The 23,267-nt window shown below is 68.8% G+C and carries 24 protein-coding genes; 11 read left to right on the top strand and 13 right to left on the bottom strand.

Annotated elements, in window-relative coordinates; genetic code table 11:
* Positions 1-143: 143 nt before the first annotated feature.
* Both EPAKOI_RS20670 and msuE read left to right on the top strand, forming a co-directional pair.
* Positions 144-956 carry a MetQ/NlpA family ABC transporter substrate-binding protein gene (locus EPAKOI_RS20670; protein WP_423194499.1) on the top strand — a complete coding sequence of 271 codons (813 nt, stop codon included), beginning with the start codon at positions 144-146 and terminating at the stop codon, positions 954-956.
* Between the two features lie 153 nt (positions 957-1,109).
* Positions 1,110-1,673, top strand: a complete 564-nt coding sequence (gene msuE / locus EPAKOI_RS20665; RefSeq protein ID WP_423194498.1) for an FMN reductase — start codon at positions 1,110-1,112, stop codon at positions 1,671-1,673.
* 13 nt (positions 1,674-1,686) lie between these two features.
* On the opposite strand, the gene EPAKOI_RS20660 is transcribed toward msuE, so the two are convergent.
* A complete protein-coding gene (locus EPAKOI_RS20660) occupies positions 1,687-3,132 on the bottom strand; it encodes an amidase (protein WP_423194497.1) in 1,446 nt (481 codons plus the stop codon).
* 164 nt (positions 3,133-3,296) lie between these two features.
* On the opposite strand from EPAKOI_RS20660, the gene EPAKOI_RS20655 reads away from it, so the two are divergent.
* Positions 3,297-3,800 carry a helix-turn-helix domain-containing protein gene (locus EPAKOI_RS20655; RefSeq protein WP_423194496.1) on the top strand — a complete coding sequence of 168 codons (504 nt, stop codon included), beginning with the start codon at positions 3,297-3,299 and terminating at the stop codon, positions 3,798-3,800.
* Positions 3,797-4,465: a nucleotidyl transferase AbiEii/AbiGii toxin family protein gene (locus EPAKOI_RS20650; protein WP_313836042.1), complete on the top strand. Its 669-nt coding sequence runs from the start codon at positions 3,797-3,799 to the stop codon at positions 4,463-4,465. Before EPAKOI_RS20655 ends, EPAKOI_RS20650 begins: the two co-directional genes overlap by 4 nt.
* Positions 4,466-4,480: 15 nt before the next feature.
* Here the strand turns inward: EPAKOI_RS20650 and fghA are convergent, their stop codons facing one another.
* The 4 genes from fghA to EPAKOI_RS20630 all read right to left on the bottom strand — a co-directional run bounded on the left by fghA (position 4,481) and on the right by EPAKOI_RS20630 (position 8,842).
* Positions 4,481-5,329, bottom strand: coding sequence for an S-formylglutathione hydrolase (gene fghA, locus EPAKOI_RS20645; RefSeq protein ID WP_423194495.1), 849 nt, complete (start codon positions 5,327-5,329; stop codon positions 4,481-4,483).
* Between the two features lie 10 nt (positions 5,330-5,339).
* Positions 5,340-6,446 (bottom strand): S-(hydroxymethyl)glutathione dehydrogenase/class III alcohol dehydrogenase, encoded by a 1,107-nt coding sequence (locus tag EPAKOI_RS20640; RefSeq protein ID WP_124686436.1) that lies wholly within the window; start codon positions 6,444-6,446, stop codon positions 5,340-5,342.
* A gap of 97 nt (positions 6,447-6,543) precedes the next feature.
* Entirely contained in the window at positions 6,544-7,908 is a 1,365-nt protein-coding gene (locus EPAKOI_RS20635; RefSeq protein WP_423194494.1) for an NTP/NDP exchange transporter, read from the bottom strand.
* A 10-nt stretch (positions 7,909-7,918) separates the two neighbouring features.
* A complete protein-coding gene (locus EPAKOI_RS20630; protein WP_423194493.1) occupies positions 7,919-8,842 on the bottom strand; it encodes an aldo/keto reductase in 924 nt (307 codons plus the stop codon).
* A 163-nt stretch (positions 8,843-9,005) separates the two neighbouring features.
* Here EPAKOI_RS20630 and EPAKOI_RS20625 point away from each other — a divergent pair, with 163 nt between their 5' ends.
* From EPAKOI_RS20625 to EPAKOI_RS20610, 4 genes are read left to right on the top strand one after another with little or no spacing between them, the layout of a single operon-like run.
* On the top strand, positions 9,006-9,872 hold the full coding sequence (locus tag EPAKOI_RS20625) for a branched-chain amino acid ABC transporter permease (RefSeq protein ID WP_409558990.1): 867 nt from the start codon (positions 9,006-9,008) through the stop codon (positions 9,870-9,872).
* Positions 9,869-10,870, top strand: a complete 1,002-nt coding sequence (locus EPAKOI_RS20620) for a branched-chain amino acid ABC transporter permease (RefSeq protein WP_423194492.1) — start codon at positions 9,869-9,871, stop codon at positions 10,868-10,870. Before EPAKOI_RS20625 ends, EPAKOI_RS20620 begins: the two co-directional genes overlap by 4 nt.
* Positions 10,867-11,619: an ABC transporter ATP-binding protein gene (locus EPAKOI_RS20615; RefSeq protein ID WP_423194491.1), complete on the top strand. Its 753-nt coding sequence runs from the start codon at positions 10,867-10,869 to the stop codon at positions 11,617-11,619. The genes EPAKOI_RS20620 and EPAKOI_RS20615 overlap by 4 nt, the downstream gene beginning before the upstream one ends.
* Positions 11,612-12,319 carry an ABC transporter ATP-binding protein gene (locus EPAKOI_RS20610; protein WP_423194490.1) on the top strand — a complete coding sequence of 236 codons (708 nt, stop codon included), beginning with the start codon at positions 11,612-11,614 and terminating at the stop codon, positions 12,317-12,319. The genes EPAKOI_RS20615 and EPAKOI_RS20610 overlap by 8 nt, the downstream gene beginning before the upstream one ends.
* Positions 12,320-12,331: 12 nt before the next feature.
* Here EPAKOI_RS20610 and EPAKOI_RS20605 read toward each other — a convergent pair whose 3' ends face one another.
* From EPAKOI_RS20605 to EPAKOI_RS20575, 7 genes are all read right to left on the bottom strand, one after another.
* A complete protein-coding gene (locus EPAKOI_RS20605) occupies positions 12,332-12,661 on the bottom strand; it encodes a c-type cytochrome (protein ID WP_124686443.1) in 330 nt (109 codons plus the stop codon).
* Positions 12,658-13,896: a PQQ-dependent sugar dehydrogenase gene (locus EPAKOI_RS20600; protein ID WP_253700375.1), complete on the bottom strand. Its 1,239-nt coding sequence runs from the start codon at positions 13,894-13,896 to the stop codon at positions 12,658-12,660. Before EPAKOI_RS20600 ends, EPAKOI_RS20605 begins: the two co-directional genes overlap by 4 nt.
* A 148-nt stretch (positions 13,897-14,044) precedes the next feature.
* Complete coding sequence (locus EPAKOI_RS20595) at positions 14,045-15,226, bottom strand: ABC transporter substrate-binding protein (protein WP_423194489.1); 1,182 nt, start codon at positions 15,224-15,226, stop codon at positions 14,045-14,047.
* 262 nt (positions 15,227-15,488) lie between these two features.
* Complete coding sequence (locus tag EPAKOI_RS20590) at positions 15,489-16,847, bottom strand: GntP family permease (RefSeq protein ID WP_124686446.1); 1,359 nt, start codon at positions 16,845-16,847, stop codon at positions 15,489-15,491.
* A gap of 167 nt (positions 16,848-17,014) precedes the next feature.
* Positions 17,015-17,401 (bottom strand): RidA family protein, encoded by a 387-nt coding sequence (locus EPAKOI_RS20585; protein ID WP_124686447.1) that lies wholly within the window; start codon positions 17,399-17,401, stop codon positions 17,015-17,017.
* A gap of 30 nt (positions 17,402-17,431) precedes the next feature.
* Positions 17,432-18,901, bottom strand: coding sequence for an N-acyl-D-amino-acid deacylase family protein (locus EPAKOI_RS20580; RefSeq protein ID WP_423194488.1), 1,470 nt, complete (start codon positions 18,899-18,901; stop codon positions 17,432-17,434).
* A 2-nt stretch (positions 18,902-18,903) separates the two neighbouring features.
* Entirely contained in the window at positions 18,904-19,809 is a 906-nt protein-coding gene (locus tag EPAKOI_RS20575; RefSeq protein ID WP_313836383.1) for a MurR/RpiR family transcriptional regulator, read from the bottom strand.
* Between the two features lie 134 nt (positions 19,810-19,943).
* On the opposite strand from EPAKOI_RS20575, the gene EPAKOI_RS20570 reads away from it, so the two are divergent.
* From EPAKOI_RS20570 to EPAKOI_RS20560, 3 genes are read left to right on the top strand one after another with little or no spacing between them, the layout of a single operon-like run.
* The gene (locus EPAKOI_RS20570) at positions 19,944-21,212 is read left to right on the top strand and encodes an amino acid deaminase (RefSeq protein WP_423194487.1); all 1,269 of its coding nucleotides are present in this window, start codon (positions 19,944-19,946) and stop codon (positions 21,210-21,212) included.
* A gap of 21 nt (positions 21,213-21,233) precedes the next feature.
* Positions 21,234-22,169, top strand: coding sequence for a sugar kinase (locus tag EPAKOI_RS20565; RefSeq protein ID WP_313836063.1), 936 nt, complete (start codon positions 21,234-21,236; stop codon positions 22,167-22,169).
* 42 nt (positions 22,170-22,211) lie between these two features.
* Positions 22,212-22,853, top strand: coding sequence for a bifunctional 4-hydroxy-2-oxoglutarate aldolase/2-dehydro-3-deoxy-phosphogluconate aldolase (locus tag EPAKOI_RS20560; protein ID WP_423194486.1), 642 nt, complete (start codon positions 22,212-22,214; stop codon positions 22,851-22,853).
* Positions 22,854-23,017: 164 nt separating this feature from the next.
* Here the strand turns inward: EPAKOI_RS20560 and EPAKOI_RS20555 are convergent, their stop codons facing one another.
* The gene (locus tag EPAKOI_RS20555) at positions 23,018-23,149 is read right to left on the bottom strand and encodes an entericidin A/B family lipoprotein (protein ID WP_215531086.1); all 132 of its coding nucleotides are present in this window, start codon (positions 23,147-23,149) and stop codon (positions 23,018-23,020) included.
* Positions 23,150-23,267: the final 118 nt, after the last annotated feature.

The raw sequence follows: 23,267 nt of genomic DNA, 5'->3' as shown, positions 1-23,267 counted from the left end.
GCCAGAATCGGAAAAAGCGGGGAGTTTACACGGTTGCGGGCCCGCTGGCGCCCCCTCGGCACCCGGAACATTGCGGTAAGCTTGCGCCTCGGCCGCACCTACCCGGTGCGCCGCTCCTCGATTCACAGGAAAAAACAAGACCTATGAAGATGCTCTCGATCACGAAGACCCTGGCCGCCGCTACCGTGGCGCTGGGTGTGATGGCTGCCGGCAACGCGGCGGCCCAGGAACAGACGGTGCGCCTTGGCACCGTCAGCGGCCCCGACGCCGAAGTCTGGCAGGTGGTGCAGAAGGTGGCCAAGAAAAACGGCCTGAACGTCAAGATCGTCGAATTCAACGATTACGTGCAGCCGAACGCCGCGCTGGACGCCGGCGACCTGGACGCCAACAGCTTCCAGCACCAGCCGTACCTCGACAGCCAGATCAAGCAGCGCGGCTACAAGATGGTCAGCGTCGGCTACACGTACATCTCGCCGCTGGGCATCTACTCGAAGAGCCTGAAGTCGCCCAAGGACCTGCAGCCGGGCGCCAAGGTTGCCGTGCCGAACGATCCGTCGAACGAAAACCGCGCGCTGCTGCTGCTGGCCGCCCAGGGCGTCATCAAGCTCAAGCCCGGCGTCGGCACGAATGGCGTGAACGCCACGCCGCTCGACATCGCCGAGAATCCCAAGAAGATCAAGATCGTCGAACTCGACGCTGCCCAGCTGGCCCGCGCGCTGCCCGACGTGGCCGCCGCCGTGATCAACACGAACTACGCGCTGGCCGCCGGCCTGCAGCCGACGACGAACGCCATCGCGCTGGAAGACATCCGCAGCCCGTACGCCAACGTCATCGTCGTGCGCACGCAGGACAAGGACAAGCCGTGGGTCAAGAAGCTCGTGGCCGCCTACCAGTCCGAGGAAGTACGTCAGTTCATGAAGACGCAATTCAAGGGCGCGATGGTGCCGTCGTTCTGAGCGACGTTTCACGCCCGCCCCGCGACGCGGCAGCCCCGGCTTCGGCCGGCGCTGCCGTTTTTGCATCTATGGATAGTTGAATTGGTTCGTTCCCGCCGGCGTACTGCGGCGCTAAGGTATGCCGATCGCCCCTTGCGCATCGGAGAATCGCCCGTGTCCACGCCCCTGAAAGTCGTCGCCGTCAACGGTAGCGCCCATCGACCCTCGCGCACGCTGGTGCTGGTGCAGGCGCTGCTGGCCGAGCTGTCGCAGCGGCTTGCGCTCGATACCCATGTCGTGGACCTCAGCGAGATTGCCCGCCCGCTCGGTGGCGCGCTGACGCGCCAGGAGCTGCCCGCCGAGATAGAGGCCCAACTGGCGGCCATCGAATCGGCCGACCTGCTGATCGCGGCCGCGCCGGTCTATCGCGGATCGTTCCCTGGCCACTTCAAGCATCTGTTCGACCTGGTCGGCGTGGATGCGCTGGCCAGCAAGCCGGTGCTGCTGGCCGCCACCGGCGGCAGCGACCGCCACGCGCTGGTGCTGGAACATCAGTTGCGCCCGCTGTTCAGCTTCCTGCAGGCGCTGACGCTGCCGATCGGCGTCTACGCATCGACCGGCGACTTCGACGGCCACGAGATCGGCAACGGCGCGCTGGCCGAACGGATCAAGCTGGCAGCGGAACGCGCCGCGCCGTTGTTTCCGGGCGCGGCCAGGCCGTTGCGGCGGGTGGCTTGACCCTGCGCTCTCCTTACCCCGCCACCGCCACCGGCGGCCGGCTGCCCACCCAATCCCGCACCTTTTCATAAGCCGCCGCCAGCCGCAGCACGCTCAGGTCGTCGCGGGGACGGCCGATCAGTTGCATGCCCATCGGCAGGCCGTCGGCGTTGAAGCCGACTGGCACGCTGATCACGGGGCAGCCCGACAGCGTCCATGCCACGACCACTTCCATCCAGCGGTGATAGGTATCCATCGGCCGCCCGGCGATCGATCTGGGCCAGTGCTGCGTGACGTCGAACGGAAAGACCTGCGCGGTTGGCACGGCGATGTAGTCGAACTGCTGGAACGTGCGCTGCAGCGCCTGGTGCCACGCACTGCGCTGCACGCTCGCCGCATACAGCTCACTGGCCGTCTGTCCCAGCGAGCCCTCGATCTCCCAGATCGCTTCCGGCTTGAGCTGCGCGCGCGTGGCCGGGTTCGTGTAGAGCGCCATGCGCGCGTTGCCGGTCAGGAAGTGGCGATGCACCAGCCAGGTCTGCCAGATCTTCTCGGGCGGGTAGGGCGGCGCGATGGCATCCACCTGCACGCCGAAATCGGGGAAGAACCGCAGCGCCTGTTCGCAGAGCTGCAGGATGCCGTCTTCCATCGGCAGGTAGCCGGCCCAGTCGCCCAGCCACGCCACCCGCTTGCCGGTCAGGTCGACATCGAGCGCCGCGCGCACGTTGGCTGGCGACAGCGTCGCCAGTACCGGATCCGCCGGCAGGGCCTGCGGCGTGCGGTCGTCGGGGCCGGACTGGGTGCCTAGCAGCAGCGCCAGGTCCTCCACCGTGCGCGCCATCGGTCCCTCGCAGCCCAGTTGCGGCAGGAACAGTTCGGGCGTCGGGCCGTACGGCACGCGACCCATCGACGGCCGGAAGCCGAACACGTTGCAGAACCCGGCCGGATTGCGCAGCGACCCGCCAAAGTCGCTGCCATCGGCCACCGGCAGCATCCGCAACGCCAGCGCCGCCGCCGCGCCACCACTGCTGCCGCCGGCCGAGCGCGTCGGGTCGTAGGGGTTGCGCGTCGGCCCATAGACCGGGTTGAACGTGTGCGACCCCAGCCCGAACTCGGGCGTGTTGGTCTTGCCGATCAGGATCGCGCCGGCCTGCCGCACGCGCTCCACCACGACGGAATCGGTGGCCGGCACGTTGTCGCGGAAGATCGGCGACCCATAGGTCGTACGGATGCCGCGCGTCATCGCCAGATCCTTCGGCGCCTGCGGCATGCCGTGCATCCATCCCGCCGATTCCCCGCGCGCCAGCGCCGCATCGGCCGCGCGGGCCTCGGCCAGCAACCCCGCCTCGTCCTGCAACGCGACAATGGCATTCGCCCCCGGATTCACGGCCGCAATATGCGCCAGATAGGCCCGCATCACCTCCTCGCACGACACCTGCCGCGCGTGAATGGCCTGGGAAAGCTGCCGGGCGGACAGCATGACGATGGGGGAAGGGGGGCGGGGGCGGGGGCGGTCATGGTGGCAAGGGGGTGGGCGGAGCGGAAATCATACGCTCCGTGCCGACGAGCGGTGCGGCTGCAAGCCTGGTCGACTCCGTAAACGTCAACTATACTTGACACAAATCCAGCAAGCCGCCCCCGCTCATGGACACCAGACAATTGATGCTTCCGCTCCAACGCCAGCGCAAGGCACTCGGCCTGACGCAGCAGCAGCTTGCCGCGATGGCAGGGCTGTCCCGCCAATCGCTCAACGGTATCGAACGCGGCACGGTCAACGTGACACTGGATAACCTCTGCAGGTTGCTCGACATCCTCGGCCTCTCTATCTCGATCTCCGAACCCGCCCTCGTTGCCGAGTCGGCCGCACGCCCCGACCGGGCGCTATGGATGGCGGCCCGCGGCGCCAATGTCAGCTATGCCGGCAACTTCACCCCCGCGCAACTGGACCAGGCCCTGGCGACGGGCGTCGTGCCGGACGGGTATGTCGCCCACATTGCACAGGTGCTGGATGAAGCGCCGCTGCAACTGCTGGTCCGGGCGGTGGCCGAAGTCGCCCGCAAGCATGGTCGGAAACCGGCGGAGATCTGGAAGAACGTACGTAGTCTGGCGCGGGCCACCACTGCTACCCGCGACGGGCTGTGGACATGACTGTGACGCGCGTCCAGGCGCTGACCGGCGAGGTCTGGGAGGGGCTGTTCCCGCATGCCTTTGCGCTCATGAACGAGGTGAAGGTCCACGGCGGCGTCGAGCCGTTCTGGACGTTCGGCGGGGGCACGGTGCTGATGCTCCGCTACGACCATCGGCTTTCGTTCGACATTGACCTGTTCGTCCCCGATCCGCAGTACCTCGGCTTCATGACGCCTCGGCTCAGTGCCGTGGCCGAGGCCATTACCGGCGACTACGTCGAGCAGGCCAACTATGTCCGGCTGGTGCTGGATGCCGGCGAGATCGATGTCGTCGCCGCCGTCAACCTCACCGACGAGCCATTCGAGCTTTGGGAAATCATGGGGCGGCAGGTGCGGGTGGAAACCGCGGCGGAGATCGTCGCCAAGAAGCTCTATCACCGTGGCTACAGCGGGCAGGCCCGCGACCTGTTCGACCTCGCGGCCGTGATTGACGCCGAGCCCGACGCGCTGCGCGCAGCCGCACCGTTCCTGCTGCGCCATGCGGAAACGTTCCTTGCCCGCCTGAAGGCCCGTCCCGACCTGATGCGCGAACAGTTCAGCCAGATCCGCCGCCGGGAGTTCTGGCGGGACTACGATGACTGCCTGCAGATGGCCGAGGCATTCCTGGGCCAGCTTGCAAAGCCTTGAATCCCGGCGGGTGTCTCAAAGCCGCTCAACATGATGCCGCACATGGTCGGCGATGAACGTGCTGATGAAGTAGTAACCGTGGTCGTAGCCCGCGTGGCGGCGCAGGGTCAGGGGTTGGCCCACGCTGGCGCAGGCGGCCTCGAAGGCTTCGGGGTAGAGCTGCTCGGCCAGGAATTTGTCGGCCAGGCCCTGGTCGATGAGGATGCCGGACGGGAACGGGGCCGAGGGCTGGGCGGCCATCAGTGCGGTGGCGTCGTGCTGGGCCCAGCGGGTGCGGTCTTCGCCCAGGTAGCCGGTGAATGCCTTGACGCCCCACGGGCATTGCGACGGCGCCGCGATTGGCGCGAAGGCCGAGACCGAGCGGAAGCGTTGCGGGTAGCGCTGCGCCAGCGTCAGCGCCCCGTGGCCGCCCATTGAATGGCCGAAGATGCCCACGCGGGCAGGGTCGGCCGGCAGGTCGCTGGTGACCAGGTGGAACAGTTCGTCGGCCACGTAGCTTTCCATGCGCCAGTGCATGCGCCACGGTGCTTCCACCGCATCGACGTAGAAGCCGGCCCCGACGCCGAAGTCCCACGCGTCGGCCTCGCCCGGCACGTGGGCGCCGCGCGGGCTGGTATCCGGTGCCACCAGGATCAGGCCGTGCTCGGCGGCGTGGCGCTGGGCGCCGGCCTTGATCGCGAACGTTTCCTCGGTGCAGGTCAGCCCGGCCAGGAAGAACAGCGCCGGCAGGCGGCCGGCATCGGCGGCCAGCGCCTGCGGCGGCAGGTAGACCGAGAACCGCATCGGCAGCCCGATGGCCGCCGACTGGTGCTGGTAGAAGCGCTGCACGCCTCCGTGGCAGCCGTGTTCGCTCAGCAGTTCCATGGGCCCGTCCTCAGTACAGCACCACGGAGCGGATCGACTCGCCGCGCTTCATCAGGTCGAAGCCCTCGTTGATGCGGTCCAGCGGCAGCGTGTGGGTGATCAGGTCGTCGATGTTGAGCTTGCCTTCCATGTACCAGTCGACGATCTTCGGCACGTCGGTGCGGCCGCGTGCGCCGCCGAACGCGGAGCCCTTCCACTCGCGGCCCGTGACAAGCTGGAACGGGCGCGTGGAGATCTCCGCGCCGGCCTCGGCCACGCCGATGATGATCGACTTGCCCCAGCCCTTGTGGCAGCACTCCAGCGCCTGGCGCATGACCTGCGTGTTGCCGATGCATTCGAACGAGTAGTCGGCGCCGCCATCGGTAAGCTGCACGATGTGGTCCACCACGTTGCCCACGTCCTTCGGGTTCACGAAATGCGTCATGCCGAACTTGCGCGCCATGGCCTCGCGGCCCGGGTTGATGTCCACGCCGATGATCTTGTCGGCGCCCACCATCTTCGCGGCCTGGATCACGTTTAGGCCGATGCCGCCCAGCCCGAACACCACCACGTTGGCGCCGGCCTCCACCTTGGCCGTGAACAGCACCGCGCCCACGCCCGTGGTCACGCCGCAGCCGATGTAGCAGACCTTGTCGAACGGGGCGTCCGGGCGGATCTTGGCCAGCGCGATCTCCGGCACCACGATGTGGTTGGCGAACGTGGACGTGCCCATGTAGTGGAAGACCGGCTTGCCGTCGATCGAGAAGCGCGACGTGCCGTCCGGCATCAGGCCCTTGCCCTGCGTGGCGCGGATGGCCTGGCACAGGTTGGTCTTGCGCGACAGGCAGAACTTGCACTGGCGGCATTCGGGCGTGTAGAGCGGAATCACGTGGTCGCCCGGCTTCAGCGACGTCACGCCCGGGCCCACATCGGTGACGATGCCCGCGCCCTCGTGGCCCAGGATGGCCGGGAAGATGCCTTCCGGATCGGCGCCGGACAGCGTGTAGTAATCGGTATGGCAGATGCCCGTGGCCTTGATCTCGACGAGTACCTCGCCGGCGCGCGGGCCGTCGAGATCCACTTCCTCGATGGTCAGCGGGGCGCCGGCTTTCCAGGCGATGGCGGCTTTGGTCTTCATGGGGCAACTCCTGTGCAGATGGATGGGGCGGCCAGCGGCGCGCCGACAGGCCAAGACTATACGGCCATCGGCACGCTGCGGCCAGACAGGTGAGCGATTATCGGCTGCCCGTCGACGGGCGGGCGAGTCGCGCCGGGGCTGGCGCGGCAGCGGAAAGCTGGCCCGCGTACCGGCGCCCGAGCCACCAGCCCAGCGCGGCCCAGCCCAGCGCCAGCAGCGCGCCGGCCAGCGCCACGGTGGCCGGGTGGCCAGAGAGCGCGTCGATGGCCGTCTTGACCCACGCGCTGACCGCATCGCCGGCGCGGTAGACGGCGGTGTCGATCACGTTCTTGGCCTTGTACTTGGTCTCGGGGTCGACCACGGTGAACAGCATCTCGCGGCCCGGCCGCAGCATCGCGTATTCGCCCACGCGGCGCAGGATCATTACGCCGGCCAGCACGCCGAACGTCGGCCAGATCGCCAGCAGCACGAAGCCCCCGGCCACGGCCAGCGGCACCAGCGTCAGCAGCGCCGCCACGCCGTGGCGCCGCGCCACGCGGCCCGAGAAGAACACCTGCACGAGGATGGTCAGCGCCTGCACCGTGGCGTCCAGCGCGCTGAACACCTGCGTCTGCTGCTGGCGCGACGGGAACGCCTCGGCCACCAGCCGAGCCTGCTCGAAATACAGGAACGTGCTGGCCGTGGCCAGCAGGATCACGAACAGGCCGATGCCGAGCAGATAGCGCGACCGTGCCACCAGCACCAGCCCCGCCCAGAGCCCGCCGCCCACGGGCCGGGAAGGGTCGGGTCCCGGCGCGGCGTCGCTGGCGCCATGCGCACCGGGGGCGCCGGCGCCGTGCCGCCTGCGCCAGCGGAACAGGAAACCCGCGCCGGGCAGCGTGGCGGCCAGCAGCGCCGCCGACAGCAGCATCAGCCCGGTCAGCCCGATGCTGGCGACCAGCCATCCGCCCAGTACCGGCCCCGCCAGCCCGCCCGCGCTGGCGCCGGCCGCGATCAGCGCGAACAGCCGCCGCGCCTGCTCGGGCCGGAACACGTCGGCCATCAGGCTCCACGCCACCGAGACCACGAACAGGTTGAACACCGACAGCCAGACGTAGAACACGCGCGCCAGCCACACGCTGTCCGGCATGGCGCGCGTGGCAAGGGCGAACGCCAGCAGGTTGGCGATGAAGAACGCGTAGACCCACGGCACGAAGCGCCGCCGTGGCAGCCATTTGCAGCAGGCGCCGTAGAACGGGATGGCCACCAGCATGACCACGAACGTGGCCGTGAACAGCCACTGCAGGTTCTTCACGCCGCCGGCGATGCCCATCGTCTCGCGCACGGGGCGCAGCATGAAATAGCTGGCGAACAGGCAGAAGAAGAACAGGAAGGCGCCCGCCACGGCCGGCATCTCGCCCGCGCGCACGCCCAGCAGGCGGCCGGTGCGCGGGGCGTCGGGCAGCGGGTCGTGAGCGTCCATCGGCGGCCCGCTACGCCAGCGCGGCGGCAATGCGCGCGCGCTCGCGCGTGTCCGGCATGCGGCCGAACGCGGCGCCCAGGTTGTCGGCCATGTTCTTCGGCTTCGACGTGGCCGGGATGGCGGCCGTGACGGCGGGATGGCTGACGATGAACTTCAGGAAGAGCTGGCCCCACGAGTTGCAGTCGATCTCGCCGGCCCAGTCGGGCACCGGCTTGCCGCGCACGGCCGCGAACAGCCGGCCGTCCTGGAACGGGCGGTTGACCAGCACGGCCACGCCGCGTTCCTCGCACAGCGGCAGCAGTGTCTTCTCGGCGTTGCGCTCGGCCAGCGAGTAGTTGACCTGCAGGAAGTCGACCTTCTCGGTGCGCAGGATCTGCGCGAGCTGGTCGTGGGCGTCGTCGCGGTAGTGGGTGATGCCGATATAGCGCGTCTTGCCCTGTTCCTTGAGCTGCCGCAGGATGCGCAGGTTGTCGCGCCAGTCGATCAGGTTGTGCACCTGCAGCAAATCCACGCTGTCCGAGCGCAGGTCCACGCGCGATTCCGTGAACTGGGCCACGGTGCCGGACGCGCTCGACGACACCTTGGTTGCCAGGAACACCTTGCCGCGCGCGTTGGCGGCCTGGAGCAGGTCGCCGGTCACGGTCTCGGCGTTGCCGTAGCTGGGCGCGGTATCCACCACGGCGCGCGGAATGCGCTGCAGCAGCATGGTCATGACCTCCGTCAACGGCGCACGGTCGTCGCTACCCTTGCCCACGTTGAACGTGTCTGCCGTGCCCATGCCGATCACCGGCAACTGCTCGGTGGTGCCCGGGATCTTGCGGCGCATTGGCGCGTCCACGGTGGCGGCCTGGGCGCTGGCGGCCAGGGCCTGGCCGGCCGGGCACGCGGCAAGCGTGGCGGTGATCCCCAGAAAGGTGCGGCGGTCGATCGGCATGGCAATCCTTCGGCGGTCGGGTCCAGAGGACCTTAGCGCGAGCGCGGGGCGATGTAAACCGGACCGTACGGGGCCGCCGCGCGGGTCCGGCCCGATTGCAAAAAAGCGGCGCCCACTGAACAATCGGCGGCGGCCACCCACCCATGGAGAGGAACCGATCGTGATATCGAGCTTGCCCGGCGTGCTGTTCGATGGCGTGACATACGGCAGCCTGCTGTTCCTGATCAGCATCGGCCTGTCGGTGACGATGGGCCTGATGAACTTCGTCAACCTTGCCCACGGCGCGTTTGCCATGCTGGGCGGCTACGTGTCCGTGGTGGCGATGAACCGCGCGGGCGTGCCGTTCCTGGCCGCGCTGCCGGTGGCGTTCGTGGCCGCCGCGCTGGCCGGCTGGCTGCTGGAGCGCACGCTCTACCGCCGGCTCTACCGTGCCAGCCATCTCGACCAGGTGCTGTTTTCCATCGGCCTGACGTTCATGGCGATGGCCGGCGCCACGTGGCTGTTCGGCCCCGGCCAGCAGCCCGTGACGCTGCCGGCGTTTCTGATCGGCCAGGTGCGGGTGGCCGGGCTCGACCTGGGCGCCTACCGCCTGTTCTTGCTGGCCGTGGTCGTGGTCATCACGCTGGCGCTGGGCTGGCTGGTGGCCCGCACGCGCTTTGGCGCGCAGGTGCGGGCGGCCGTGGACAACCAGCAGGCCGCCAGCGGGCTGGGCATCGACGTGGACCGCGTGTTCAGCCTGACCTTCGCGCTGGGGTCCGGGCTGGCCGGGCTGGGCGGCGGGCTTGGCATCGACGTGCTGGGGCTGGACCCCACCTTCCCGCTCAAGTACATGGTGTACTTCCTGCTGGTGGTGGCCGTGGGCGGTGCGGGCAGCATCCGCGGATCGCTGGTGGCGGCGATGGTGCTGGGCGTGGCCGACGTGGCCGGCAAATACTACGTGCCCGCCGTGGGCGCGTTCGTGATCTACGCGATGATGGTGCTGCTGCTGGTGGCGTTTCCGGCCGGCCTGTACGGGAGGCGCCCGGCATGACGCGCGTGACGTCTTCCCATCGCCTGCCCGACGCCCGCTGGCATGCGGCCGAGATCGTGTTCTGGCTGGTGCCGGTGGCGGCATTCTTCGCGCTGCCCGGCTACCTGATCCTGGGCAGCCAGATCCTGATTGTCGGCCTGTTCGCGCTGTCGCTGGACCTGATCCTCGGCTACGCGGGCATCGTCTCGCTGGGCCATGCGGCGTTCTTCGGGCTGGGCGCCTACACGGCCGGCCTGCTCGGCGCGCATGGCTGGGGCGAGCCGGTGTCCGGGCTGCTGGCCGCCGCTGGCGTGGCGGCGTTCGCGGGCTGGCTGTGCAGCTTCCTGGTGGTGCGCGGCGGCGACCTTACGCGCCTGATGGTGACGCTCGGCATCGGCCTGATGCTGTTCGAGGCCGCCAACAAGGCGGCGTTCGTGACCGGCGGCGTGGACGGGCTGTCGGGCGTGACGATGCAGCCGCTGCTGGGCCTGTTCGAATTCGACCTGTTCGGCAAGACCGCCTACGTGTACAGCCTGGTGGTGCTGTTCCTGCTGTTCGTGGTGGTGCGGCGCATCGTGGCGTCGCCGTTCGGGCTGTCGCTGCGCGGCGTGCGCGAAGGCGCGCGGCGGATGCCGGCGCTGGGCGCCAACGTGCCGCAGCGGCTGCGCGCGGTGTTCACGGTGTCGGCGGCCATCGCGGGCGTGGCGGGCGGGCTGCTGGCGCAGACCACGCAGTTCGTCGGCATGGACGTGCTGGGCTTTCCGCGCTCGGCCGAACTGCTGGTGATGCTGGTGCTGGGCGGCACGGGCCGGCTCTACGGCGCGTTGGTGGGCGCCGCGCTGTTCATGATCGCGCAGGACGTGCTGGCCGGCATCAACCCGGTGTACTGGCAATTCTGGATCGGGCTGCTGCTGGTGCTGATCGTGCTGTTCGCGCGGGGCGGCGTGATGGGGGCGGTGGACGCGTGGACGTCGCGCCGCCGTGCACGGGCCGCGCTGGAACAGGAGGCCGACGCATGACCGCCGCGCTGCGCACCGAGGGGCTGTGCAAGTCCTGGGGCGGCTTTGCCGCCAATACCGATATCTCGCTGCATTTCGCGCCGGGCGCGCGCCATGCGCTGATCGGCCCGAACGGGGCCGGCAAGACCACGTTCATCAACCTGCTGACCGGCGCCTTGCCGCCCACGGCCGGCCGCATCTGGCTGGGCGACCGCGATATCACGGGCCTGCCGCAGCACGCGCGCGTGGGGCTGGGCATGACGCGCACGTTCCAGATCAACACGCTGTTCCCCGGGCTGACGGTGCTCGAATCAGTGGTGCTGGCCGTGGCCGAGCGCACCGGCGCGGCGCGGATCTGGGCCCGCACGGTGGCGTCGCAGGCCGCCCTGGTCGACGAGGCCATGGCGCTGCTGGCGCTGCTGCGCCTGGACCGCGATGCCGATACCGAGACCCGCCAGCTCCCGTACGGCAAGCAGCGGCTGCTGGAGATGGCGCTGGCGCTGGCCACGCGGCCGTCGATCCTGCTGCTTGACGAGCCCGCCGCCGGCATCCCGGCCGGCGAGAGCGCCGAACTGTTCGCGGTGATTGCCGCGCTGCCGCGCGACATCACGATCCTGTTCATCGAGCACGACATGGACCTGGTTTTCCGCTTTGCCGAGCGGATCACGGTGCTGGTGGGCGGCCGCGTGCTGACCGAAGGCACGCCGGCCGAGATTGCCGCCGATTCGCGTGTGCGCGAGGTCTACCTGGGGGAGGCCGCCCATGATTGAACTGCTGCGCGTGGAGGGCATCCGCGCCGGGTACGGCGACGCCGTGGTGCTGGAACAGGTGGACCTGTCGCTGGCAGCCGGCGACAGCCTGGCGCTGCTGGGCCGCAACGGCGTGGGCAAGAGCACGCTGCTGGCCACGCTGATGGGGTTCACGCGCGTGCGCGGCGGCAAGGTGTTCTGGCAGGGCCGCGAACTGGGCCGCACGCCGCCGCACCGGCGTGCGCAGGCCGGCATCGGCTGGGTGCCGCAGGAGCGCTGGGTGTTTCCGTCGCTGACGGTCGAGGAGCATCTGGCCGCCGTGGCCCGGCCGGGGCCGTGGGACATCCCGCGCGTCTACCGGGCCTTTCCCAGGCTGGAAGAGCGCCGGCGCAACCTTGGCAACCAGTTGTCCGGCGGCGAGCAGCAGATGCTGGCAATCGCCCGGGCGCTGATGACCAACCCCGCGCTGCTGCTGCTGGACGAGCCGCTGGAGGGGCTGGCGCCGATCATCGTCCAGGAGCTGCAGCGGACGATTGCCACGCTGATCGGCGACGGCGGCATGGCCGTGATCGTCGTGGAGCAGCATGCCCGGATGGCGCTGGCGATGACCCGGCAGGCGCTGGTGCTGGATCGCGGCCGCGTGGTGCACCGGTCCGACAGCGCCAGCCTGCTGGCCGACCGGGCGCTGCTGGACCGGCTGGTGACGGTGCGGCAGGGGTAGGGCAGTGGCGCGCTAGGGCGGCAGGCTGCTGTAGAAGGCCGCAAGGTTGGCGATGTCGGCGTCCGACAGCGGCTTGGCCATCATCGTCATCATCTCGTCCTTGCGCGCGCCGGTCTTGTAGTCCTTGAGCGCCTTGGCCAGGTAGGCCTCGACCTGGCCGGCCAGATGGGGTGCCTCGGGCAGCTTTGACTTGCCGTCCAGGCCATGGCACGCCTGGCACTGCATGGCCTTGGCCCGGCCGGCCTTGGCGTCGGCGGCCAGCGCGGGCGGGCACAACGCCGCCGCCAGCAGCAGGAGCGCGGCGGCGCGCAAGGTGGGGTGCCTGACGAGCGGACCGGTCATTTCGCGCCCGAGTACGAGATGCGGTAGATGGCGCCGGCGTAGTCGTCCGACACCAGCAGCGAGCCGTCCTGCAGCTGCTGCACGTCCACGGGGCGGCCGATGTATTCGCCGTTCGGCGTCAGCCAGCCTTCGGCAAAGACCTCGGTCTCGCCGGCGCTGCCATCGGGCTTGACGGCCGTGTAGACGATGCGCGCGCCGATGGGCTTGGTGCGGTTCCACGACCCGTGCTCGGCCGCGAACACGCCGCCCTGGTACTTGGCCGGGAACATCTTGCCGGTATAGAACGACATGCCCAGGTCGGCCGCGTGGGCGGCGTATTCCACCACCGGGAAGACCGCGTCCTTGGGCGGTTCCTGGTCCTTGTACTCGACGGTGCGGACCTTGCCGCCGCCGTACCACGGGAAGCCGAAGTTCTGGCCGGCCTTGGTGGCGCGGTTCAGCTCGCCGGGCGGCTGGTCGTCGCCCATGCCGTCCACCTGGTTGTCGGTGAACCACAGGGTCTTGTCGGCCGGATTGAAGTCGAGCCCCACGGAATTGCGCACGCCCAGCGCGTAGTTCTCGCGGTTCTTGCCGTCCTGCCCCACCCGGATGATGCCGGCGATGCCGTTCTTGTTCAGCGCGGCCAGCTTGTCCTTCGGCGGGACGTTCCAGGGCTGGCCCAGCGCGATGTAGATCTTGCCGTCGGGGCCCACGCGGCACGCCCGCGCGCCGTGGTTGAAGCTCTCGAATTCGGCCGGGATCAGCTTGCCCTGCGGCACCACCACGGCGGCGGCCACGTCCGGGCCGCCTTCGCCAAAGAACTGCGCGGCCGGAAAGCCGAGCACACGGTTCTGCTCGACGACGTAGAGGATGCCGTCGGGCGAGAAGCACACGCCGTTGGGCACCTTGAACGTGATGGCGCTGGCGAACTGGACCACGTCGTCGGCCACGCGGCGCTTGGTGCGGTCCGTCACCTGCCAGACGCGGTTCTTGCGGGTGCCGACGAACACCACGCCGGTGGATGGCTCGACGGCCATGTGGCGCGCCTCGGGCACCACGGCGAACAGTTCGATCTTGAAGCCTTGCGGCAGCTTGATGGTCTTCAGGTTCTCGCGCAGGGCGTCGGCCTTCTTGCCGTCCTGGGCGATCTTCTCGGCGGGCGCGGCCCCGGTCTGCTTGAAGTTCTGGAGCTTCTGCAGGTTGTCGGCAGGGGCTGCGAGGAGGGGTGAAGCGGCCACGACCAACGACGCGGCCATGGCGATGGCTGAGCTCTTCATCGTGATGTCTCCGGAGTTCTTGTGTGGCGGCCCGGGCAGGCGCCGCCAGACAAGGGTAGGACAGCTTTTGCGCCAAGGGAAATGCACAATCCCGAGATCGCGATGAAAGATTTCGATGGCCGGGCGGCTACTTGCCGGAATCCTTCACGTCCGCGAACTTGTCGAACTCCACGTTGAACAGCTCGCCGTTGACCTTTTCGACCTTGCGGATATAGACGGTCTGGATCACATCGCGCGTGGCCGGGTCGATCGTGATGGCCCCGCGCGGGCTCTGCAGCTTCATGCCCTTGAGCGCGCCCAGGAACTTGTCGCCGTCGGTGGCGCCGCCGGTCTTCTTCAGCGCCTCGGCAATGGCGGCCATGCCGTCGTAGGCGGCCACGGCCATGAAGTTGGGCCGCCCCGCGCCCGGGTTGGCCTCGGCAAACGCCTTCAGGAACGCCTTGTTCTCCTTCGAATCGTGCGCGGCCGAATAGTGGAACGATGTGATCACGCCCAGCGTGGCGTCGCCCATGGCCGGCAGCACGTGGTCGTCGGTCAGGTCGCCGGTGGCAATCACGCGGATGCCCGCGTCGGCCAGCCCGCGTTCGCGGAAGCCCTTCATGAATGCCACGCCCTGCTCGCCGGCGGGCAGAAACAGAAACACCGCTTCTGGACGGGCGTCCTTGATGCGCTGGATGAATGGCGCGAACTCGGGGTTGCGCAGCGGCACCCGGATCGATTCCACGATCTGGCCGCCGCCGCCCAGGAAATTGGTCTTGAACGCGGTCTCGGCGTCGATGCCGGGCGCGTAGTCGGCCACCAGCGTCATCACCTTGCGGATGTTGTTGCGCACCGCCCAGGTGGCCATCGGCGCCGAGATCTGCGGCAGCGTCATCGACACGCGGGCGATGTAGCTGGACTTGGTCGTGATGACCGACGAGGCCGCGTTGAAGATCACCATCGGCTTCCTGGCCTGCTCGGCAATCGGCGCCACGGCCAGCGCCTCGGGCGTCAGGCCGAAGCCGGCCAGGATGTCCACCTTGTCGCGCACCACCAGTTCCTGCGCCAGCCGCTTGGCCACCTCGGGCACCGGGCCTGTGGTGTCCTTGACGATGATCTGGAGCTTGTGGCCCGCCACCGTGTCGCCGTGGAGCTTCTGCCACGCCTTGATGCCCCCTTCCATCTGCTTGCCGTAGTCGGCAAAGCTGCCCGAGAACGGCGCGATCAGGCCGATCTTGACCGGGTCGGCGGCGTGGGACAGCGGGACATGCGCAAGGACGGCAAGGGCGCCGCACGCCAGCATGGCGCGCCGCAGCAGACTGAACGTCATGGAAGGTCTCCCGTGAAAGTGCAGCATCGGGCGGCTGCATCGATCAGGGAGTGTAGAGGCGCGGGCGGTTTTGTGCCAGTCGGGGAATGTTGTACGGCGGGGGGTGCTACGCCGACCGGGGTGGTTGGCTCCTCTCTCCCGCATTGCGGGAGAGGGGTCGGGGGTGAGGGCGTTGAGGTTCGAATTGCCGACAGTCGCATCCTGGGACGCCGGCCCTCACCCCCAGCCCCTCTCCCGCGGGCGGGAGAGGGGAGCGAGGACTTCAGACCACCGTCGCCAGGGCCAGCGTGAACAGCAGGGCCACCACGGAGATGATCGTCTCCGCCACGGACCACGTCTTGAACGTCTGGGCGACGGTCATGTTGAAGTATTCCTTGACCAGCCAGAAGCCGCCGTCGTTGACGTGGGACAGGATCAGCGAGCCGGCGCCCGTGGTCAGCACCAGCAGTTCGGGGCGGGTGCCCGGCACGCTGGCCGCGATCGGGGCGACGATGCCGGCAGCCGTGGTCATGGCAACCGTGGCCGAGCCGGTGGCGATGCGGATCATCACTGCCACGAGCCAGCCCAGCACCAGCACCGACACGTTGGCGTGCGTGGCCACGTCGACGATGGCCGTGGAGATGCCCGAGTCGCGCAGGATGCGGCCAAAGCCGCCGCCGGCGCCCACCACCAGCGTGATGATCGCGGTCGGCGCCACGCACTCGTTCGTGAACTTCAGGATCATGTCGCGGTTGAAGCCGCGCGCCTTGCCGAACGTGTAGAAGCTGAACAGCGTGGCGATCAGCAGCGCCATCACCGAGTTGCCAATCAGCTTCAGGAAGTCGTTGGCGAACGTCTTGGGCGTGGTGATCAGGTCCGCCCAGCTACCGATCAGCATCAGGAACACCGGCAACAGGATGGTGAGCACCGTGATGCCGAAGCCCGGCAGGTTGCCCGACTTGGCCGAATCGGCTTCCTCGGTCAGTTGCTCGGCCAGCGGGTTCACGGCCGGCAGCTTCACGTGCCGGTCGATCAGCTTGGCGAACAGCGGGCCGGCGATGACAGCCGTGGGAATGCCCACGATCAGCGCGTACAGGATGGTGCGGCCCATGTCCGCCCCGTACGCCTGCACGGCCAGCAGCGCGGCCGGGTGCGGCGGGATCAGGCCGTGCACGACGGACAGGCCGCACACCATGGGAATGCCCACCAGGATCATCGACGTGTTCGTGCGCTTGGCGACGTTGAACGCGATGGGGATCAGCAGCACGAAGCCGACCTCGAAGAACACCGGCAGGCCGACGATGAACGCGATGACCACCATGGCCCAGTGCACGTTCTTTTCGCCGAAGAAGTTGATCAGCGTGAGCGCGATGCGCTCGGCGCCGCCCGATTCGGCCATCATCTTGCCGAGCATCGTGCCCAGCCCGATGACCAGCGCGATATGGCCCAGCGTGCCGCCCACGCCGGCCTCGAACGACTTCACGATGTCGCCCATCGGCATGCCCACGGCAAAGCCCAGGGCCACCGAGACCACCACCAGCGTGATGAACGGATTCAGTTTGTACTTGGCGATCAGGATCACCAGCGCGATCACGGCGATCAGCGCGTAAATCAAGAGCGTGGTTCCGGTTACGGCACCCATGTCTCGTCTCCTTGTGGCGGGCGCCGGCCTGACGGACGGTCCGCTTCCGCTATGAAAAAAGCCGCAATCTGCGTACGCGGCGGGTGAATGAAATCGTGATGTGGCCGGCTGGCTCGCCGGCGGCGCGCTCGGTGGCGCTGGGGGGGCTACGTGGCGCTACGTGGCGCTCAGGGGCGCTTGTAGGCGATGCAGTCCACCTCGACCTTGCAGTCCACCACCATGCTTGACTGCACGCAGGCACGGGCGGGCGGATTGGCGCCGAAGTATTCCTTGAAGATCTTGTTGAACGACGGGAAGTCGCGGGCGTCGTCCAGCCAGACGCCGCAGCGCACCACGTGTTCGGGGCCGTAGCCGGCTTCGGCCAGGATGGCCAGCACGTTGCGGATGGCCTGGTGGGTCTGGGTGACGATGTTGCCCTCGACCACCTCGCCGTCGACCATCGGCACCTGGCCCGACACGTAGAGCCAGCCGTCGGCCTGCACGGCGCGCGCGAAGGGCATGTGCGAGCCACCCTGGCCCGTGCCGCCTTCGACGCCAAATCGCTTGATGTCCATGAAAACTCCTGTTTCTCGGATGCTTGGGAATTAGGGATGGGACGCGGCCGCGCCGCCGCGCGGCAGGAAGCGTCCGGCGCGCACGCCGGTGGCGGCGCGCTGCTGCCAGGTCAGCTCGCCGTTGACCCAGACCGCGGCAATGCCTTCGGCCGGCTGCATCGGGTCCGTGAAGCTGGCCGCGTCGCGGATGGTGGCCGCGTCGAACAGCACCAGGTCGGCCCAGTAGCCTTCGCGCACAAAGCCGCGCTCGCGCAGGCCGAAGCGCTCGGCCGACAGGCCCGTCATCTTGTTGACGGCCACCGCCAGCGGAAACAGCTCGCGGTCGCGGGCGTAGTGGCCCAGCACGCGCGGAAACGCGCCCCACAGGCGCGGATGGGGCAGGGGGTCGTTGGGCAGGCCGTCGGACCCCACCACGGTGGCCGGATGGCTCAGGATGCGGTCCACGTCGGCGTCTTCCATGCAGTGGTAGACCGCCCCGGCCGGCTGCAGGCGCCGCGCCGCTTCCATCATGTCCACCTGCCATTCGGCGGCGATGTCGGCCAGCAGCCGGCCGCCCATGGCGGGATGCGGTTCAGACCACGTCACCTGGATGTCGAAATCGCTGGTCACCTGCTTCAGGTCCAGCGTCGACGAACTGGCCGTGTACGGATAGCAGTCGCAGCCCACGGGCTGCCAGCGCTGCGCGGCTTCGAGCGATTGCAGCACCTCGCCGCTGCGGCCCCAGTTGGGCACGCCGGCGCATTTCAGGTGCGAGATGACCACGGGCACGCGGGCATGGCGGCCGATGCGGTACGCCTCGTCCATCGCATCGAGGATCTCGGCAAATTCGCTGCGCAAGTGGGTGGCGTAGAGCGCGCCGGCATCGGCCAGCGGCTCGGCCAGCGCCAGCACTTCCTCGGTGGGGGCGCTGAAGGCGTTGGCGTAGGCCAGCCCGGTGGACAGCCCCAGCGCGCCGTGCGCGAGCGCTTCTTCCAGCTGGGTGCGCATGGCGGCAATCTCGTCGGCCGTGGCGGCGCGGTCGAAGCGGTCCATGTGGTTGCTGCGCAGCGCCGTGTGGCCCACCAGCGCGGCCACGTTGACCGATGGCTGTGCCGCGTTCACGGCATCGGCGTAGCTGCGGAAATCGGGGTAGCGGAAGGCGTCGGCGCGGCCCAGCAGGTTCATCGGGTCGGGCGGGTCGCCGGCCAGCGTCACCGGCGCGGCGCTGATGCCGCAGTTGCCGACGATCACCGTGGTCACGCCCTGCGAGATCTTCGGCGTCATGGCCGGGTCGCGCACGACGTTGGTGTCGTCGTGGGTGTGCACGTCGATAAAGCCGGGCGAAAGCACCAGGCCGTGGCCTCCCACCACGTGCGACGCGGTGTCGGGGTCGATGGTGCCGGCGTCGTCGATGCGGGCGATGCGGCCGTCGCGGATGCCGACGTCGGCCATGCGGGCCGCGGCGCCCGAGCCGTCGAGCAGCATCACGGCGCGGATCAGGGTATCGAACAGGTGTGGCATGGTCAGTCTCCCAGCGGCTGGCGGCTGTCCGGGCCGTCGCTGTCCTGGCTGACGCCGCGATGGGCGTCGAGCACGTATTTCAGGCGGCGCAGCTTTTCCTTGCTCTGGTCCTGCTGGAGCATGGCGCACTGCGTGGCGAGCACGTCCACCACCAGCAGCATCGCGTAGCGCGACGCCGACGGCTTGAAGATGAAATCGGTTTCCAGCGTGCGCACGGGCAGCAGCACGTCGGCGCGGGCGGCCAGCGGCGACCCCAGCGCGGTCACGGCGATCAGCCGGGCGCCGTACTCGCGTGCGATGTCGCAGCTCGCCAGCATCTCGGGCACGTTGCCGCTGGTGGAAAACGCCAGCACCACGTCGTCGCGCGACAGCGTGGCCGCCACCATCTTCTGCAGCACCGCGTCGTGATAGGTCGCCACGGGCGCGCCAAGCCGCGCCAGCCGGTAGCGCGCCTCGTCCGCCATGAACGTCGAGCCGCCGCCCATGCCAAAAGCGTAGACCATGCGTGCGTCGACCAACAGCCGGGCCGCCTGGGCGATGCGCTCGGGGTCGATCAGCTTGCGGTTGACTTCCAGCGTGGTCAGTACGTCGGTATGGATGCGTTCGGCCAGCGCCGCGGGCGAGTCGGCATCGGCCGGGGCTGGCACGGGCTGGAGAAAGCGGGTGCCGACCGCCGTGGCCTGGGCCAGGCGCAGCTTCAGGTCGCGCACGTCGCGGCAGCCGATGGCCTTGGCAAAGCGGGTGACGCTGGCTTCGCTCACGGCCGCCTTGCGCGCCAGTTCGTTGATGCTGGCGGCCGCCGCGCCGGCCAGATCCTCAAGAATCACCTGCGCCACCTTCTGCTCGGCCAGGCGCAGCGACGGGCCGCGCTCGGCGATGCGGGTCAGGATGTCGAAGGGCGCGGTCATGGCGGGCGTGGGCAGGCTGGCGGGCCGGAACGGCACTCCGTCCGGCACGGCATGTTACTTTCTAACAAGGATGAAATATCGTAGTTTCAAGGCTATGATTACGTCAATCGAATTTTTACAGGGTGATGTCAGCCATGCGTGAAACAAAGTACCAGACCGGAATGATCGATCCGCTGAACAAGGCTCTGGGCCGTCTGGACGCGCCGCTGACCCCCGCCGAGGCCGGCCAGACCGGCTGGCAACTGCTGCAGGAAGAATTGAGCCTGCCGGCCGCCGTGCTCTACGAAGACAAGCTCGTTCACAACCTTCAGTGGATGCGGAAGTTCATGGGCGCCTATGACGTGCAGCTTGCGCCGCATGGCAAGACGACGATGGCGCCCAAGTTGTTCGCCCGCCAGCTGGCGGAGGGCGCGTGGGGCATCACGCTGGCAACGGCCCAGCAGACGGCCGCCGCCGCCGCGCACGGCGTCAAGCGGGTGCTGATGGCCAACCAGTTGGTGGGCCGCCGCAACATGGAAATCGTGGCCGATCTGCTGCGTGACCCCGGCTTCGAGTTCTTCACGCTGGTCGATTCGGCCGCGCTGGTCGACCAGCTGGGCGCCTTCTTCCAGGCGCGCGGTCAGTCTCTGCAAGTGCTGCTGGAACTGGGCGTGGAAGGCGGCCGCACCGGCGTGCGCGACGCGGCGCAGCAGGCCGAGGTGCTGGCGGCGCTGTCGCGCTGGCCCGACGCGCTGTCGCTGGCCGGTGTGGAGGTCTACGAGGGCGTGCTGCAGCAGGAGGCCGATATCCGTCGCTTCCTGCAGCGCACCGTGGCCGTCACGCGTGAACTGGCAGCGGCCGGCCGCTTCGGGCGCAGCCCCGTGGTGATGTCCGGCGCGGGGTCGGCTTGGTACGACGTGGTGGCCGAGGAGTTCGCGCGGACCGACATCGGCGCGCCCATCGACATCGTGCTGCGCCCCGGCTGCTACCTGACCCACGACGTGGGCATCTACCGCGCCGCCCAGGAGCGCATCCTGGCCAGCAACCCGGTGGCACAGAAGATGCGCGAGGGGCTGTTGCCGGCGCTGCAGCTCTGGGCCTACGTGCAGTCGATCCCGGAGCCGCGGCGCGCCATCATCGGCATGGGCAAGCGCGACGCCGCGTTCGACGCGGGCATGCCGCTGCCGGCGCAGATCTATCGCCCCGGTACGGCCGCCCCGGTGCCGGTGCCGACGGCCTGGCAGGTGACCGGCATGATGGACCAGCACGCGTACCTGGAAATCGGCGCTGGCGATGATATTCGTGTCGGCGATATGATTGCCTTCGATATCTCGCATCCCTGCCTGACGTTCGACAAGTGGCGCCACATCCCCGTGCTGGACAGCCAGTTGCGCGTCATCGACATCGTGCAGACCTTCTTCTGACCCACAGAGAGGCACGCCTTCATGAGTATCGACATCCTTGCCTACGGCGAGCCGCTGGTGGAGTTCAACCAGCAACCCGACGACCCCAGCCGCTACCTGCAGGGTTTTGGCGGCGACACGTCCAACTTTGCGATCGCGGCGGCCCGCCAGGGCGCGAGCGCCGGCTACATCGGCGCGGTTGGGGCCGACAGCTTTGGCGAGCGCCTGCTGGCGCTCTGGACGCAGGAGCGCGTGGATACGCGCCACGTCAGCGTGAACGCGGCGGCGCCCACCGGCGTCTACTTCGTGTCCCACGACAGCCACGGCCACCGCTTCGACTACCTGCGCGCGGGCTCGGCGGCCAGCCGCTACCACCACGAGCAACTGCCGCTGGCGGCCATCGCGCAGGCGCGCTACCTGCACCTGTCGGGCATCAGCCTGGCCATCAGCACATCGGCCTGCGACGCCGGGCTGGCGGCGATGGAACACGCGCGCAAGGCGGGCGTGCAGGTGTCGCTGGACACCAACCTGCGGCTGCGGCTGTGGTCGCTGGCGCGGGCGCGCGGCATCATGCGCGAGGCGTTCTCGCTGACCGACGTCTGCCTGCCGAGCTGGGACGACATCACCGTGCTGACCGGCCTGGACGACCGCGACGCCATCGTCGACCACCTGCTGGCCTGCGGCGTGAAGATCGTCGCGCTGAAGCTGGGCGAGGAGGGCAGCTACGTGGCCACGCCCGAGGCGCGCTCGCTGGTGGCGCCGTACCCGGTGCGGCCGCTCGATGCCACGGGCGCGGGCGACTGCTTTGGCGGCAGCTTCATCGCCCGGCTGGCGGCCGGCGACGACCCGTTCGAGGCGGCCCGCTATGCCAACGTGGCGGCGGCGCTGTCCACCACGGGCTACGGCGCCGTGGCGCCGATTCCCTCGGCCGAGGCCGTGCTGGCCCGGCTGGAGCGCGGCGTGTCGGTCATCGCCTGATACCGGCCGTCACACAGCACCATGAACCTACCGAATACTGTCATGCAAATCCAACCTTCCCCGCTGATCGAACGCCTGACCCACGTGCCGGTGATTCCGGTGCTCGAATACCACTCGGTCGACGATGCGCTGCATATCAGCGAGGCGCTGGTCGAAGGCGGCCTGCCGATGCTGGAAATCACGCTGCGCACGCCGGTGGCGCTGCAGGCCATGGAAGCCGTGGCCAAGGCGCTGCCGCAGGCGGTGGTCGGCGCCGGCACGGTGCTGAGCGTGGACCAGCTTCACGCCGTGCGCGACGCCGGCGCGCAGTTCGCCGTGTCGCCGGGCCTGACGCAGACGCTGGCCGATGGCGCCCAGGGCGCCGGCATCGCGCTGCTGCCGGGCGTGGCCACGGCCAGCGAGGCGATGTTCGCGCTGGAATGCGGGTTCTCGTTCCTGAAGTTCTTCCCGGCCGAGGCGGCCGGCGGCGTGCCGATGCTGAAGTCGCTGCACGGTCCTTTGTCGCAACTGAAGTTCTGCCCCACCGGCGGCATCGACCTGGCCAAGGCGGCCACCTACCTGGCGCTGCCCAATGTGGTCTGTGTCGGCGGCTCGTGGGTGGTGCGCAAGGACGCCGTGGCCGCCAAGGACTGGGCGCGCATCCGTACGCTGGCCCAGCAGGCCGCGCAACTTGGCAAGTCCTGACAAGCGGAACGGGGTAGGGCGGTAAGACTTACAACGGCGGTCCGAATGACACGCCGGATGGAAAGCCCGCCAGATGAAAAAAGGGCGCCGCGAGGCGCCCTTTCCTGTTGCCGCCGGGGCTGGAATGCCCCCGGGCGACGCAAATCGTTCTTCCTGCTTCCGCCTTACTTCGACTTCTCGGCGGAGTTCTCCAGCTTCTGTCCGCCCTTCTGGACGTCCTGTCCGAGACCGGACATCGTGTTGCAGCCAGCCAGCAGCGAGGCAACCAGTACACACCAGATCCATCCTTTTTTCATCAGCGGCTCCTTTCAGGGATAGTAGGAAGTGGGCACATTTTATCGTCGCCCTGACGGCCGTTGATGCAGGATGTGTGCCAATTTGTAATTAGGAAAGTGTCTGACAGACGGCGTCCGA

Origin of the sequence: Cupriavidus sp. H18C2, assembly GCF_049393795.1 — a bacterium.
Classification (GTDB): domain Bacteria; phylum Pseudomonadota; class Gammaproteobacteria; order Burkholderiales; family Burkholderiaceae; genus Cupriavidus; species Cupriavidus pauculus_C.
The sequence above is the reverse complement of the archived record's forward strand: the minus strand, read 5'-3'. Positions and strand labels throughout refer to the sequence as shown.